Below are 14,824 nucleotides of genomic sequence, written 5' to 3' on the forward strand. Positions count from 1 at the left end.
GAGTCAGCGGTTCCCATACAGGCCTGGGCCTGGATCACTGTTGGGCGTTGGGCGCTCATACCCAGCCCATGATTCGGCACATGTTCCCTCCTTCAATCAACGCACGATCATCGGCATCCGGTACCGCCTTCGCAATCTTCATACGCTCAAGGTCGAAGTCGGAACCGGGCCACTCGGAACCCATCAGGATCTTCTCCGCCCCGACCCGAGCGTACGCTCGCTTAACGTCTGACATGAGGGTCGCCGACGTTTCTAAGTAGACGTTCTCGCGGCGCTCAGCGACGATGATCGCTTCTGGGACGTTCCACACTGCACCCATGTGAGCGATGATGGTGGGCACCGTCGGGTGGTCTTTCGCAATCTCCTCGATAGCAAACGGCGCACAAAACGCATCATCCAGCGCGTTAATAAGTACCGGGATCTTCAACTCAGCGCAAACCTCAAAAACGGGATCGAGCAGTCCGTGATCGGCAACGTGGTAGCCGTGCATACTCGGATGAAGCTTTAGTCCGACAAGACCCGCATCGACGAACGTTCGGATCTGCTCGGTGGCGTCGTCGTCTTGTGGCATGACTTGGCCAAACCCGAAGAGTCGGTCAGGGTGACGCTTGACAAGTCCCGCGAGGAACTCATTCTCGATGCGCTGCGCTAGCGAACACACCATCGCCTTGTCCACTCCCGCCGCGTCCATCCGGTCGAGGATGCGAGAGGCATCAAACGGCACATAAGGCGGCGCCTGTTGCCCTGGACGCGCGCCGGTGAGGTAGTCACTGCGCCCACGCACATCCTGCGTTGTGTTGTAACTATCAATAATCATGAGCTTCTCCTTGTGTTCAGACGATGGGACGGACGATGGCTACCGGTTGGCCCGCGGTGACCGGTTCGCCGGGGTTGACAAGTAGTTCCAGGACAGTGACGGCACGCTCGGGCACAACGGGAACTTCCATCTTCATGGCCTCGAGGACAACGATTGCGTCGCCCGCGCCAGCTTCCTGACCTGGTACGGCGGGTACTTTCCAGACGACACCGGCCATGGGTGCTACGCACACGTCCGCCCCGTCGGGGACCTCAGTAGCGGGACTAGTTCCGAGGTCGGAATCGCCCAAGGGCCCGGGGTCGGCCACTTCAAATTCCCCTGAGGCCTCCCATGCGGCGCGCTCTGCTTCGAAGGCTTCGCCTTGTCGCCCGCGGAACAGCGATATTGATTCGGCTTCCCGCTCCAAGAACTCACGATGCTCCGCCAGCGAGAACTCTCCTTCAGTCACAGGGACTTCGAAGCGCCCTGCTGCGAAGGCAATCCGCTGTTCTTCAAGGGTGTCTGGATCGACCTCGACAAATTTCACGCGGTCGAAGAACCGCAGCAACCACGGTTCACCCGGGAGAAAGTTTGGGTTTGAATTACGAACTCCGCCCCAGATCGGGAGCGTTCTTCCAACAAGTTGATATCCACCGGGGCTATCCATGCCATAGATACACATGTAACTTCCACCGATGCCAACTGTTCCTTCCGCAGTCCATGTGCGTGCCGGGTTGTACTTAGTCGTGACGAGGCGGTGCCGGGGGTCGATCGGTACAGCCGCGGGCGCACCCAGGTATACGTCGCCGAGTCCGAGCACCATGTATGACGCGTCAAAGACCGTCCGCCGTACATCGTCGGCCTCTGCCAAGCCATTGATGCGGCGAATGAACTCAATATTGTCCGGGCTCCATGGTGCGTCGTCACGAACGAGATCTTCGTAGCGGCCTATCGCAGCTCTAACCACAGGGTCATCCCACGACATGGGGAGGTGCACCTCCCTACTCGGCACCACGAGGTTGTCAGTGGCAGGCAAAGCGGATTCGAGCTCTTCCAAGAGACGATGAAGGTCCCGCACACTCATCTGGTCGGCGTCGACGTGGAGGTGCAACGACCGGATACCGGGTGTCACATCGACGACCCCACGCGCGGAATGTTCGGTCAGCGCCTCCATCAGCGCATGGACGCGCAAGCGGAGTCCGAGGTCGAGTTCCATGTCGCCGTACTCGACTAAGAGATTGTCGTCACCGCCACGGCGGTACACAACGGCTGGGCTGTCGGCTTCAGCCTCGCGTCGCCCAAGCACACCGTCGTCCGAGTCACTGCCGACGTGGGAAGGGTTGAAGACAGCAGCCTTTGCGCGGGCGGAACGGATATCAGACGTTATTGAGTCATCTACGGGGACGAGCGTTACCGTGTCACCAGGACGCATCTGGCCGATCTTCCATCGATCAGCCGAGACCACGGTCACCGGGCACGCGAACCCTCCCAGAGACGGGCCGTCGGGGCCGAGAATCGAGGGAGTGTCACCAGTAAAGTTGATTGCCCCGACGGAGTAGGCATTGTCGTGGAGGTTGGATGGGTGCAGTCCAGCTTCGCCGCCATCTGGCCGTGCCCACGTAGGCTTCGGGCCGATCAGCCTCACACCGGTCCTCGCAGCGTGGACGTGAACGCGCCATTCGGCTTCATAAAGCGCGTTAATAGACTCTCGAGTGAAGTACTCCGGCGCTGGCTGCGGGCCCTCAGCAACATGCAACACCCACGCACCGGGGAACTCAGGACGGTCGAGCCCGGCACTCTTGTCAGGGGCAAGAGCGGCACCCGCCCCTGCCCGCAAGACGTCTCCGAGCCGCAATGCTCGCCCGCCGTGGCCGCCAAATCCTCCTGCGACAAAGGTCGATGCACTCCCCAGGTACGTGGGAGCGTCGAATCCTCCAGCAACCGCGATATACGTACGCGCACCTGCCGTAGGAGTTGCGACATCGAGCACCTGCCCGGCATCGACCCGGATCAGTTCCCACTGCTCCACGTTTACGCCGTCAAGTCGGACCTGCGCTGGCGCTCCCGTGACCGCCACATAGGTGTCATAGCTGAATGAAAGGGCGGGACCCTGCATCGTAGCTTCAAGCGCAGTTGCTCCTTCATCGTTACCCACCAACCGATTGGCGCGGCGCATCGAGACATCATCGAAGGGCCCGGACGGAGGAACTCCCACTTGCCAGTGGCCAACACGGCCCGGCCAATCCTGCAATGTTGTCGACATACCCGGCCGTTCAACAACGATCCTGGCGTCAGTTACGTCGACGGACGCCAAGGTATTCGTCGTGGGAGTCGTATCGACCACAAGCGGATCCACGGCGAGCGCCTTCAGCAAAGGAAGGTTCGTCTCGATGCCGTCTATTCGAGTGTCAGCGAGCGCACCCGCCAAGATGGAGAAGGCTTCGGCCCGATCCTGACCAGTCGCGATGATTTTGACCAGCAAACTGTCGTAGTCAGTCGTCACGACATCACCGGTTTCGATTCCCGCTTCGACGCGGACGCCGGTGCCCTCGGGCAGTAGCACCCGGGTAACCAGTCCCGAACTTGGTCGAAAGCCTGCAGAGACGTCCTCCGCACACACTCGAGCTTCTACGGAGTGTCCTGTCTGGACTATTTCAGGCAGAGTTTTCTCACCGCCAGCGAGCCGGAGCATCACGTCGACCAAGTCAACTCCGCTCACCTGCTCGGTCACCGGGTGTTCAACTTGGAGACGGGTATTCGCCTCTAAGAAATAGTGATCATCACCGCTCACGAGGAACTCCACAGTTCCTACGGAGCGGTAGTTCACTGCCGATGCGATACGTCGCGCATCCTCCCAAAGCTGGTCACGCAGACGGCAGTGAAGGCCAATCGCCGGAGCCTCCTCCATCACCTTCTGATGACGCCGCTGGAGACTACAATCTCGATCACCCAGCACGACAACATTCCCGCTTCCATCCCCTACGATCTGGACCTCGACGTGGCGCGGAGCGATGATGGCCTTTTCAAGAAACACGCTGGAGTCACCGAACAGGCGGAATGCAAGCGAACCTAGCGCCGAGTAGGCCTCAACGAGCTCTGTCTCGTTGTCGCACCGCTGAACTCCCATCCCTCCTCCCCCAGCAACGGCCTTCAGCATGACCGGATATCCAATCAACGCTGCGGCTCGATTCGCTTCCGCCGCAGAGCCAAGAACCCCCGTGCCTGGGATGCTGCTTACGCCTGCACTGGCGGCGAGCGATCGGGCACGGGATTTGGAACCGAACAACGCGATTTGGCGGGCTGTTGGGCCGATGAACGTGAGCCCTGCGTCATCGACAGCTTCAGCAAACGCGGCGTTCTCCGAAAGGAACCCGTACCCTGGATGAATAGCGTCAGCTCCGACACCAGTGGCAATGTCAATAATCTCAGCGATGTCGAGATATCCGGCTCCGTCCGCAGACAATGCGACCGCCACATCCGCCTCGCGCACGTGCGCAGCAGCAGCATCGGCAGCCGTGTATACCGCGATTGCTGTCTGTCCCGCGGACTGAACGGCACGGATGATACGGCGCGCGATCTCGCCGCGATTCGCAACCAATACAGCGGTAATGGTGAGTGACATGTCCGGCTAGGTCCTTTCAGACAAATCCGCGACCGCCCTGGGGATCTCACAAGTCGGAGCAACCATGCGGAGTTGTCTACTATTTAGAGCAAGTTGGATCCAATCTACACGCTTGAGTATCCGAACAGCGACACGAGCGTTTCCCCCATGTAAATTTTCCCGCCGATGGCGCGAACGACTCATGCCGCGGGGTGATCCTGGAATCGAGACAGGGCCTGGCCTGCAAGCATCGGCCCCGACCGCAACCCCTCGACACCCGCATCGTCGGCCTCGAATTTACAAGAACGTAACCTGGGAGTTCACGTTCGGATACACGGGAATGTAGATTGGATACACATCAGCACAAGTTGGATGCCTGACCGCTCTCCGCGACTCACCTTTGAGCTGATCCGCAGCGGCCTCGCAAACGTGAGGCGGAACCACTGCGGCTACCTCCCCCTCCGTCCACTAGGAGTAACAATGGCTAGGAAAACCGTCGCCTTCGCGACTTACGCACTTACCGCGACACTTACGCTCGCGGCATGCTCAGCCGCCACGGAAGAACCAGGAACCGCTACCTCGGCTGGCGAGTCTTCGGCACCGACCGCATCGACCGACACCATCAATACAGAGCTCTTTTCCGCTCCGACTCAGTTTGATCCCGCAATCGCATCCGGCTCGGCAAGCGTCTCGGCCGCCCGCCTTGGGTTCGACACCCTGCTCAGGGCTAGCGACGAAGGATATGTTGGCGGATTGGCATCGGACTGGGAAGCCCAGTCCGCGTCGGACTACACTCTCACCATTCGCAGCGACGCCACGTGTTCCGATGGCACAAGCATCGATGCGCAGGTTGTCGCGGACTCGCTGACGTACCTCACAACCGTCGACGATGCCGCCGCACAAGCCGCCACGGCACAGGCATTCGGAGCGGGCAGCGCGACGTTCACCGCGAGCGACGATGTCCTCACCATCAGTTTGAGCGAACCGTATTCAGCAGTGTTGGCGGGCCTTGCGCTCGAGAACACCGGCGTGATCTGCCCTGCCGGTCTCGAAGACCTCGAGGGCCTCGCAGCGGGGACAGTTGAGGGTGCCTGGTCGGGCCCTTACACCCTGAGCGACAGCAACCCAGGCGTGAGCGCTTCCTACGCCTTGCGTGACGACTACACAGTCTGGCCCTACGAGCTCGACGGTGTGCCGGCGGAAACGATCAACATCACCGTTGCCGCAGATTCGACTACCTCCGCCAATCTCCTGCAGTCAGGAGGAGTGGACGTTACTCGTTTCTACGATTCCAACGCGCTTCAGTTCACCGAAAGCGATGACTACTCATATGAGACAACCAACGCCTCAGCTTACTCTCTCGTCTTTAACCAAACGGAGGGTTCTGGATCCATCTTCATCGATGCTCCGGAACTCCGTGCCGCTGCTGCCAGCGCAGTATCGCGCGAAAGGTTCAACGAGGCCGCACTCGATGGTCTCGGCACTCCGCTGACCTCCATCACGTACACGCAGTCCCCGTGTGTAGCTGATGACGAGTCACTACTTCAGCCGTACGACACGGCGGCCGCCACGAGCGAGCTCGAAGGCGTGACGATCCGTCTGCTCACGATGTCGAACTGGGACGCCGCGACTGACTACATGTCAGAGTCTCTGCGGGCCGCAGGCGCAACCGTCGAAGTTACCGAACTTGACCCCGCCGACTGGAGAGCAGCTCAGCGGGCCGAGAAGGGCATCTGGGATGTCACTCTCGTCGCCGATGGCAACACCACCGGAATTGTCAGCCTTTCTCTCGAACGTGTAATGGGGCCGCTGACTGAAGACGGCGGTTCCAACATCACAGGCAAGGTCAACGACGTTGCAGACTCTGCACTCGCCGTCTCGATGTCGACCGACGATGAGGATGCCGCGTGCGCTTCCTTGCTCGAAGCTCAAGAGTCGGTACTTGCCGACGTCGCCTTTGCCCCCCTGATCTCCGACACGCACTTCATCGTGTCGCGCGCAGGTTTCTCGTCGCCGATCATCGCCGGCAACTGGGACCTCACCGCCATGCGTGTGACGGCGTAGAGACATGAATAGCGCCGCTCGCGCCGGAGACCAAGGAAGGAACGACACCACAGTGCCCGAATCGCTGTCGAACGACTCCGAGGCCCCCGGCACGGGCGGCGCTCCCGCCGTCAGCCCGCATGGAGCAGGAAGTCGGGCTCAGACGTGGAAACGGTTCCTCATTCGCAGGTTCAAGAGCCTCGCAATCAGCCTCGTCATGCTCGTCCTCATGACGTTTTTCATCGTTCAACTTATTCCTGGGGACCCAGCTGAGGCTATCGCCGGCCCCGACGCCTCGCCGGCCACCGTCGATGCTGTGCGCTCAGAGCTTGGCCTTGATGACCCCACCCTTGCCCAACTGTGGGACTACCTCGTAGGGGTGGCGACCGGCAATTTTGGCGAATCATTTCGCTACGGCGTTCCGGCCCTCGACATCGTCATGGCTGCTGCGCCGTACACAATCACAATCGCGTTCGCGTCCGTTCTGATCGTGCTGGTGGGCGGTGTGGCGTTGGGGATCTCGGTCGCAATCGCAACGCGTGGCGACCGCCGCCGCTGGCTCGGCACAAGTTTCACCACGATTACAAGTGTTCTCACATCGATTCCCCCGTACATCCTCGCAACATTTCTCGTCGTGATTTTCGCTCTGTGGCTGTCGTGGTTTCCGCCGGCGTACACCCTTGCCTATGGGTTTTGGCAATCTGCCGTGCTGCCTATCGCAGCACTGTCCATTGGCAGCATCGGAGGCATGGCCCGCATCGTGCGGCGTGAAGCCGCGGTGATCGAAGAAATGGACTACATGCGTAGCGCGCGCGGATGGCGACTTCCGGCCATCGTGCGATATGGGAAGCACTTGCTCCCAAACGTGCTCACCACCGCGCTCACGCTGTCAGGGATCATCCTCACCGCGTTGCTCGGTTCCGCTCTTATCGTGGAGACGGTGTTCGGCTGGCCGGGAATTGGCAGTGCAGTGATCCGCGCTATCGCTGAAGACAAGGACTATCCCGTCATCCGCGCCGCGGTGTTCGTCATCGGCGCGATCTCGCTGATCACTACCCTCGTCATCGACATCGTCCTTGGCGCTATCGACCCTCGGACCCTCGGAGAAGAACGTTGAACGCCACCGTAGCGCGCCCGCAGACGCGCCGTGTCCGTTGGAACGGCACACTGATCGCGGGCATCGTCATGTTCGCGATCGTGGCGCTCGTCGCCATCTTTGCGCCGTTTTTCTACACCGACCAGGCGGCCGAGTTAACGGGAAACTCAAACCTTGGCACCGTTGCCGGTCACCCACTCGGGACGGATGCCCTTGGACGAGACATGCTCGCCAGGACCCTCGTCGCCACACGGACGACAGTATTGATGGCTCTCGCGGCGACCTCGCTGGCGGCAGTCGTGGGAATCGGCTTCGGGATCGGCGTCTGGCTGGCTCCTCGACGTATCCGCAACCTTGGACTACGGCTAATCGAGTTCTTCATTTCCTACCCGGGACTCCTGCTGGCGATCATCGTGGCCGCTATCTTGGGACAGGGTGCGGTCACTGCAGTGATCGCGGTCGCCATCGCCAGTATCGCGGGATTTGCGCGCCTCACTGCCAACCTCGCGTCAGGCATTGCGGCCCGCCAGTACGTGACGACAGCCCGTCTCTTGGGCGTTCCAGGCCCCCGCATCGCAATTCGGCACGTGCTCCCTAATATGGCTGAGCCGATGCTAATCATTACCGCTCAGGCATTCGCCGGAGCCTTAGTCGAGATATCCGGGCTATCGTTCGTCGGCCTAGGCACACAAGCTCCGTACTACGACTACGGGACCCTACTTTCCGACAGCCTGTCAAAGATCATGACGAACCCGATTTTGCTCGTTGGTCCTGCGGTGGCCATCATCTTTGTCTCAATGGCCGCCCTCTTCGTTGGAGACGGGCTAGCCGCCGCAGCAAACCCCCGGTCCAACGCAAAGCAAGCGCGCGTCTCCGCGCGATCTGACAAGTCCACTTCACTCGAGGTGCCGCAAGACGCACTCCTTGTCGCCGATGGTATCCACGTGAGCCACATTGAGTCTGGACGGGAGATTGTCTCCGACGTCTCGTTCACGATTCGCCGCGGGGAGATCGTGGGAATTGTGGGAGAGTCCGGCTCGGGAAAGTCTCTGACCGCTTCTGTCGCATCTTGTCTTTTGCAGGATGGATTGCACGCTTCCGCACGCCGCCTGACCCTAGGTGAAACCGACCTCCTTGGGCGAGTTCCACAACCTGAACTCGCTTCACGCATCGGCCTTGTGTACCAAGACCCAGGAACAGCGCTCAATCCCGCCCTTACTCTCGGTTCGCAACTCACAGACGTGTTGCGCACCAGGATGGGGATGCGACGGCGTGAAGCTCGCAATGCCCTAGTCGCGGCATTCAAAGATGTTCTCATGCCAGACCCAGAGGGCCGCCTGCGCCAGAATCCTCATGAGCTCTCTGGAGGCATGAACCAAAGGGCGATGATTGCATCCGCGATGAGTGTTGAGCCCGAGTTGCTGATTGCAGATGAGCCAACCACCGCACTTGACGTCACTGTGCAGCGTGAGGTCCTGGCGCTCATCCATCGCCTTAACTCAGAACGAGGCACCGCCGTGCTCTTCATCTCACATGACCTCGGAGTGGTTCGTCGCCTATGCGACCGAGTTCTGGTCATGCAGCGGGGTCAGATTGTTGAGGAAATCTCTTCGATGGAGAATCTCACTGTTGAGGGGGCTCAACACCCGTACACCAGGCAACTCCTTGCGGCCACTCCCGTCGTGAGCGTGGCAAACGAGGAGCAGCAATGAACGAGACCATCGTCAACGTCGCCAATCTCAACGTCCACTTTGGCTCGGCCCACGTCCTGCGCGATGTGTCGTTCGCCCTCGCTACCGGCACGACCATCGGGGTCGTTGGCGAGTCAGGATCGGGAAAGTCCACGCTCGCGAAGACGCTCGTAGGAACTGTGCCTGCATCCGACGGTGAGGTGTGGGTGGACGGCCTGGATGTGCGTCACGCCACCCGCCGGCAACTTGCAGACTACCGACGACGAACCCAGATGATCCCGCAAGACCCTTTCTCCTCGCTATCACCCAGGAGGACCATTGGCCAAACGTTGGCGGAAGCGATCGAGCCCGGCCGAGGCCGTGTGCGGCCGCACCGCGAACGGATCGTCGACTGGCTCGAGAGAGTGGGCCTCGCAGGGTCGATGATGGATCGCTATCCCCACGAGTTCTCCGGCGGCCAACGCCAACGAATTGCAATCGCGCGTGGGCTGATTGTGGACCCGACCCTGGTCATCGCAGATGAGATTACGTCGGCGCTCGATGTGTCTGTACAGTCGCAAATCCTGGAACTTCTGGCCGAGATCAGGGACACCCTCGGCCTCACCATGATGTTCATCTCGCACAACCTTGCCGTCGTCCAGCGTGTGAGCGATGAGGTGCTGGTTCTGTACAGGGGCGTCGTGGTCGAACGCGGGCCTGTGGCACAGATTTTCAACGATCCAAAGCACTGGTACACGCGCTCGCTCCTGGAAGCTGACCCGGGATCGCCAGGCTTCACCCTCGATGCCACAGCACTGGACGCCGAGCGGTCAATGGCTTCCACTCCGCGGGGAAAGGCATCTCACCAATGACGGTCGCTCGACTCCCACACGTGCCCGCTTCTCCCGGCATCACTCGCATCGTGGGCGCCACCGTGCTCGATGGGACGCTCCGGGATCCTCTATTCGATGCTGAGGTGGAGTTTGTCGACGGCGTAGTGTCCTACGTCGGCCCTCGCCGCCCGTCACGCGGCCACGCTATGACCGTGGTCGATGCTCGGGGCGGGTTTGTCATGCCCGGCTTTGTCGACCTCCATGTGCACCTTGCGATGTCCCATGAAGCGGATCAGGAGGAACAACGGCGATGGTTCCCTGAAGAGGAAGCCTTTGCCACCGCGTCGACCATGCGATCGACGCTGAACGCTGGCGTCACCACGGCTCGTGACCTCTCGGGACTGACCCCGGGATATCGCAAGGCCATCGCGCAGGGCAGAGTCTCTGGCCCCCGTCTACACCTGGCTATCGCACTGCTCTCCCCCACCGGTGGGCACGGAGATCCAGTCCACCCGAATGGCTCCGTCCCTCTCTACGCCGAGCGCGCCACCACGCCGGGGTGGGAGGTTGTTGACACTGACGACGAAGTGATCCGCGCCGTTCGCAGACTCGCCCGGACTGGGGCGGATGTCATCAAAGTTTGCACCACTGGGGGCATGTCGTCACCGAGTTACGGTCCCGACCACCCCGGCGTACCCACGTCCCAAGTCTCGCTCATTGTTGAAGAAATGGCGAAGCTTCAAGGCCAGCCCGTCACTGCCCACGCACAAGGTGCGGACGGCGTGACGGCTGCGGTAGTTGGTGGTGCATCCAGCGTCGAGCACGGGTACGACGTTACAGACGAGACCTTGTCGCTGATGGCCGAACGCGGGACTGCATTGATTCCCACGCTTGCCACTCTCCTCAAGCCAGCGGACCCCACAGTGGTCGGACCAGAGAGGGCAGCACTCAAGCGAGGTTGGCAGGAGCGCGGTCGTGATTCGACGCGACGCGCCATCGACGCCGGCGTCACCCTTGGGATGGGTACTGACGCGGGGATCCATACACAAGGACGCAACCTAGCGGAACTCGGCCACCTGGTCGATGCTGGGTTGACCCCTTTCGAGGCTATTCACGCAGGGACTGCGGTAGGTGCACGCATTCTTCGTCTCGGCGACAGCCTAGGGACTCTGGGACCGGGGATGATGGCGGACCTCGTCGTTACTGAAATCGACCCGCTCAAGAGCATTCACGCCCTCGAGGATCCAGACACGATCCGCGCGGTTGTCCAAGCGGGCACGGTAGTCAAGGACCTCGACTCGATGACAAGCCGAGTGTGAAGTAGCTTTCCTCCGCGCGGTGCCCGCCTTGAGGAAAGCTACTTCACATACGCACTCAGTTCCCGACGGCGATCTCCGCTAGCAGGTCATCCCCGGCCACCACGGACACTCGAGCCGCTCCGGTCGCAGGGTCGACCGCCAAGGTTTCCGACGCGATGAGCTCGGCCCACGTCTCCACGGCCGCAACGCGGTCGGAAGGCACCGTCAGCGCAAGCACGATCCGGTCTGCGACGTTGAGGTCGAGCGACTTGCGGGTGTCCTGCACGGTGCGAATGACGTCGCGCGCGTAGCCCTCGTCTTCCAGCGACGGCGTCAGCGCGGTGTCGAGCAGCGCGAAGCCGCCAGACGGCAGAACAGACGCGGCGTCCGAGGACTCGCCCCCGTCCCCAATCACGGTCGCAAGCTCGTACTCGCCCTCGACCAGCGCGATCCCGCCGGACACCAGCTCACCAGAGTCGGACACAGACCAGTCGCCCGTCTTGGATCCCTTGATCGCGGCCTGGACCTGCTTGCCGATGCGCGGACCAGCGGCACGCGCGTTAACCGACAAGCGCTGTTCAACGGGGTGCGCGGCGGTGAAGTCCTCCACGGACACCAGCGACACCGCCTTGACGTTGAGCTCGGACGCAATGAGGCCCGCGTACGGCTCGAGCGAGACGGGTGAGGCGACGGCAACCTTGAGCAGCGCGAGCGGCTGGCGCACACGGATCTGCTCGGCCTTGCGCAGCGCGTGAGCCGAGGACACGACCTCACGTACCTGGTCCATGACGCCACCCAGCGAATCGTCTCGCCACGCATCCAAAGCCACCGGGTAGTCGGTGAGGTGCACGGAGCGCTCGCCAGTCAGCCCTCGGTAGACCTCTTCGGTCAGCAGCGGCAGCAGCGGAGCGGCCAGGCGCGTGACCGTCGTGAGGACGGTGTAGAGCGTGTCGAACGCCTGAGCATCCTCCGACCAGAAGCGGTCGCGCTGGGTGCGCACGTACCAGTTGGTCAGCAGGTCCATGAAGGACTGCAGGGTGTCGGATGCTCCGGGCACGTCGTACTCCGCCAGTTGCGCGGACATGGTGTCGACCAGTTCCGCGGTCTTGGCGAGCACGTAGCGGTCCATCACGGGCAAGCCCGTGACGGCGTCCGGCGATACGGCCGATGCTTCGTATCCGTTTCCGCCGTTGGCGGCACCCGCGTAGAGGGTGAAGAAGTAGTACGACGACCATAGCGGCAGCATCACCTCGCGTACGCCTTCGCGGATGCCGTCCTCTGTCACGACCAGGTTGCCGCCACGGAGGATTGGTGAGGCCATGAGGAACCAGCGCATCGCGTCGGAGCCGTCGCGGTTGAAGACCTCGTTGACGTCCGGGTAGTTGCGCAGGCTCTTGGACATCTTGCGTCCGTCAGAACCCAGCACAATGCCGTGCGAGATGGCACTCGAGAACGCCGGGCGGTCAAACAGCGCGGTCGCGAGCACGTGCATCACGTAGAACCAGCCGCGGGTTTGCCCGATGTACTCGACGATGAAGTCCGCCGGGTTGTGGGTGTCGAACCACTGCTCGTTCTCGAACGGGTAGTGCACCTGTGCGAACGGCATGGAACCGGAGTCGAACCACACGTCGAACACGTCGGAGATGCGGCGCATCGTGGACTGGCCGGAGGGGTCGTCCGGGTTGGGGCGCGTGAGCTCGTCGATGAACGGCCGGTGGAGGTCGGGCTCGCCGTCCTCGTTCAGGGGGAGGCGACCAAAGTCGGCCTCGAGTTCAGCAAAGGAACCATAGACGTCGACGCGCGGAAACTCCGGGTTGTCCGAGACCCACACGGGGATGGGCGTGCCGAAGTAACGATTGCGGCTGATGGACCAGTCGCGCGCACCCTCGAGCCACTTGCCGAACTGACCATCCTTGATGTGCTCGGGCACCCAGGTGATGTCGCCGTTGAGCTCGACCATGCGGTCGCGGAAGTCGGTGACCTTGATGAACCACGACGAGATGGCGCGGTAGATCAGAGGGTTGCGGCAGCGCCAGCAGTGCGGGTAGCTGTGGTCGTAGGTCTCGTGGCGCAACACGATGCTGCGTTCTTTGAGATCGCGGATGATGTTCGCGTTCGCGTCGAACACCTGCTGCCCCGCATAGTCAGACACCTGACTGGTGAAGCGACCCTTGGAGTCAACCGGCACGACCGTCTCGATGCCTGCCTCGCCACACACGGCGGCGTCGTCCTCACCAAAGCCGGGAGCCATGTGCACGATTCCCGTACCGTCCTCGACCGACACGAAGTCGGCAACGAGCACCTGGTGCGCGTTGTCGAGGTCCGCGAAGTACTGGAACGGAGCGTCGTAGGTGAGCGCGCCAAGCTGCGCGCCCGTCACCGTCGCGACAACTTCGGCATCCTCGCCAAGTTCACGCGCATACGCAGCCACGCGACCAGAGCCAACGACAACCTTGCGGCCAGCAAACGCCGACTCGGCGCCGGGAGCCACAATCGAGTACTCGATTTCCGGCCCCACCGCGACGGCAAGGTTGCTGGGCAGCGTCCACGGGGTCGTCGTCCAGATCAGGATCTCCGCGCCAGTGAGCGCCTCCTTCACGGAAGGATCAAGCGCAGACCCAGCCACGGCATCGGCCCGTAGCGGCATTGCAACCGTGAGCGCGGGGTCCTGGCGCATCGCGTACACGTCGTCGTCCATGCGCAGCTCGTGGTTGGACAGCGGCGTCTCATCGCGCCAGCAGTACGGAAGCACGCGGTGCCCCTCGTAGGCCAGGCCCTTGTCGTACAGCGTCTTGAATGCCCAGATCACCGACTCCATGAAGGTGGGGTCGAGCGTCTTGTAGTCGTTGTCGAAGTCCACCCAGCGCGCCTGGCGAGTGACGTACTCCTGCCACTCGTCGGTGTACTTCAGGACCGAGTCCCGGCATGCCTTGTTGAAGGCGGCAATGCCCATCTCGTCGATCTGCGACTTATCGGTGATGCCAAGGATGCGCTCGGCCTCAAGCTCAGCGGGCAGTCCGTGCGTGTCCCAGCCAAAACGCCGCTCGACCTTGAATCCGCGCATAGTCTCGAAGCGCGGCACCACGTCCTTGACGTAGCCGGTCAGCAGGTGGCCGTAGTGCGGCAACCCATTCGCGAAGGGAGGACCGTCGTAGAAGACGAACTCCTCGGCCTCCGCGCGGTTGTCGATCGACGCCTGGAAGGTGTCGTCGTCCTTCCAGTACCCGAGCACTTCCTCCTCAATGGAGGGAAAGCTCGGCGAGGCCGGGATGGAGGATTCGGGCCGATGCTGGGGGTAGGCACTCATAGCAGCTTCAGTGGTCCTTTGCGCGGGTCTCGTGGGACTGTTCCGTACGAGGACGCAACCTTCCGTGCTCACACGGCCGATGCGCGGTACCACCTCGCTTGCCGCACTCCCCTGCCGTTGCAGGCAAAGCGCGACCGCTCATGCTCTCGCTTCCACGAAAGCGCCGCTGTGACGGGCTGC

At 61.9% G+C, this 14,824-nt stretch carries 8 protein-coding genes; 5 read left to right on the forward strand and 3 right to left on the reverse strand.

Annotated features, from left to right (window positions below):
- Positions 1-55: 55 nt before the first annotated feature.
- Together AOP74_RS01070 and uca are read right to left on the reverse strand one after the other, a co-directional pair.
- Positions 56-817: an amidohydrolase family protein gene (locus tag AOP74_RS01070; RefSeq protein WP_061960484.1), complete on the reverse strand. Its 762-nt coding sequence runs from the start codon at positions 815-817 to the stop codon at positions 56-58.
- 16 nt (positions 818-833) lie between these two features.
- Positions 834-4,418, reverse strand: coding sequence for an urea carboxylase (gene uca / locus AOP74_RS01075; protein WP_061960486.1), 3,585 nt, complete (start codon positions 4,416-4,418; stop codon positions 834-836).
- A 459-nt stretch (positions 4,419-4,877) separates the two neighbouring features.
- Between uca and AOP74_RS01080 the strand changes: the two genes are divergently transcribed.
- The 5 genes from AOP74_RS01080 to AOP74_RS01100 are packed head-to-tail and all read left to right on the forward strand — an operon-like array spanning position 4,878 to position 11,358.
- Positions 4,878-6,461, forward strand: coding sequence for an ABC transporter substrate-binding protein (locus AOP74_RS01080; RefSeq protein WP_061960488.1), 1,584 nt, complete (start codon positions 4,878-4,880; stop codon positions 6,459-6,461).
- A gap of 4 nt (positions 6,462-6,465) precedes the next feature.
- Positions 6,466-7,557 (forward strand): ABC transporter permease, encoded by a 1,092-nt coding sequence (locus AOP74_RS01085; protein ID WP_082095918.1) that lies wholly within the window; start codon positions 6,466-6,468, stop codon positions 7,555-7,557.
- Positions 7,554-9,248, forward strand: coding sequence for a dipeptide/oligopeptide/nickel ABC transporter permease/ATP-binding protein (locus AOP74_RS01090; protein ID WP_082095919.1), 1,695 nt, complete (start codon positions 7,554-7,556; stop codon positions 9,246-9,248). Before AOP74_RS01085 ends, AOP74_RS01090 begins: the two co-directional genes overlap by 4 nt.
- A complete protein-coding gene (locus tag AOP74_RS01095) occupies positions 9,245-10,078 on the forward strand; it encodes an ABC transporter ATP-binding protein (RefSeq protein WP_082095920.1) in 834 nt (277 codons plus the stop codon). The genes AOP74_RS01090 and AOP74_RS01095 overlap by 4 nt, the downstream gene beginning before the upstream one ends.
- Before the next feature lie 20 nt (positions 10,079-10,098).
- The gene (locus tag AOP74_RS01100) at positions 10,099-11,358 is read left to right on the forward strand and encodes a metal-dependent hydrolase family protein (RefSeq protein WP_236683691.1); all 1,260 of its coding nucleotides are present in this window, start codon (positions 10,099-10,101) and stop codon (positions 11,356-11,358) included.
- A gap of 55 nt (positions 11,359-11,413) precedes the next feature.
- On the opposite strand, the gene ileS is transcribed toward AOP74_RS01100, so the two are convergent.
- Positions 11,414-14,644, reverse strand: coding sequence for an isoleucine--tRNA ligase (gene ileS, locus AOP74_RS01105; protein ID WP_061960492.1), 3,231 nt, complete (start codon positions 14,642-14,644; stop codon positions 11,414-11,416).
- Positions 14,645-14,824 lie beyond the last annotated feature (180 nt).

The organism is Demequina flava, assembly GCF_000975035.1.
Lineage (GTDB): Bacteria > Actinomycetota > Actinomycetes > Actinomycetales > Demequinaceae > Demequina > Demequina flava.

Excerpts from the sequence above, each read along its gene's own strand:
- AOP74_RS01070 (WP_061960484.1), bottom strand. The coding sequence starts at position 817 with ATGATTATTGATAGTTACAACACAACGCAGGATGTGCGTGGGCGCAGT.
- uca (WP_061960486.1), bottom strand. The coding sequence starts at position 4,418 with ATGTCACTCACCATTACCGCTGTATTGGTTGCGAATCGCGGCGAGATC.
- AOP74_RS01080 (WP_061960488.1), top strand. The coding sequence starts at position 4,878 with ATGGCTAGGAAAACCGTCGCCTTCGCGACTTACGCACTTACCGCGACA.
- AOP74_RS01085 (WP_082095918.1), top strand. The coding sequence starts at position 6,466 with ATGAATAGCGCCGCTCGCGCCGGAGACCAAGGAAGGAACGACACCACA.
- AOP74_RS01095 (WP_082095920.1), top strand. The coding sequence starts at position 9,245 with ATGAACGAGACCATCGTCAACGTCGCCAATCTCAACGTCCACTTTGGC.
- ileS (WP_061960492.1), bottom strand. The coding sequence starts at position 14,644 with ATGAGTGCCTACCCCCAGCATCGGCCCGAATCCTCCATCCCGGCCTCG.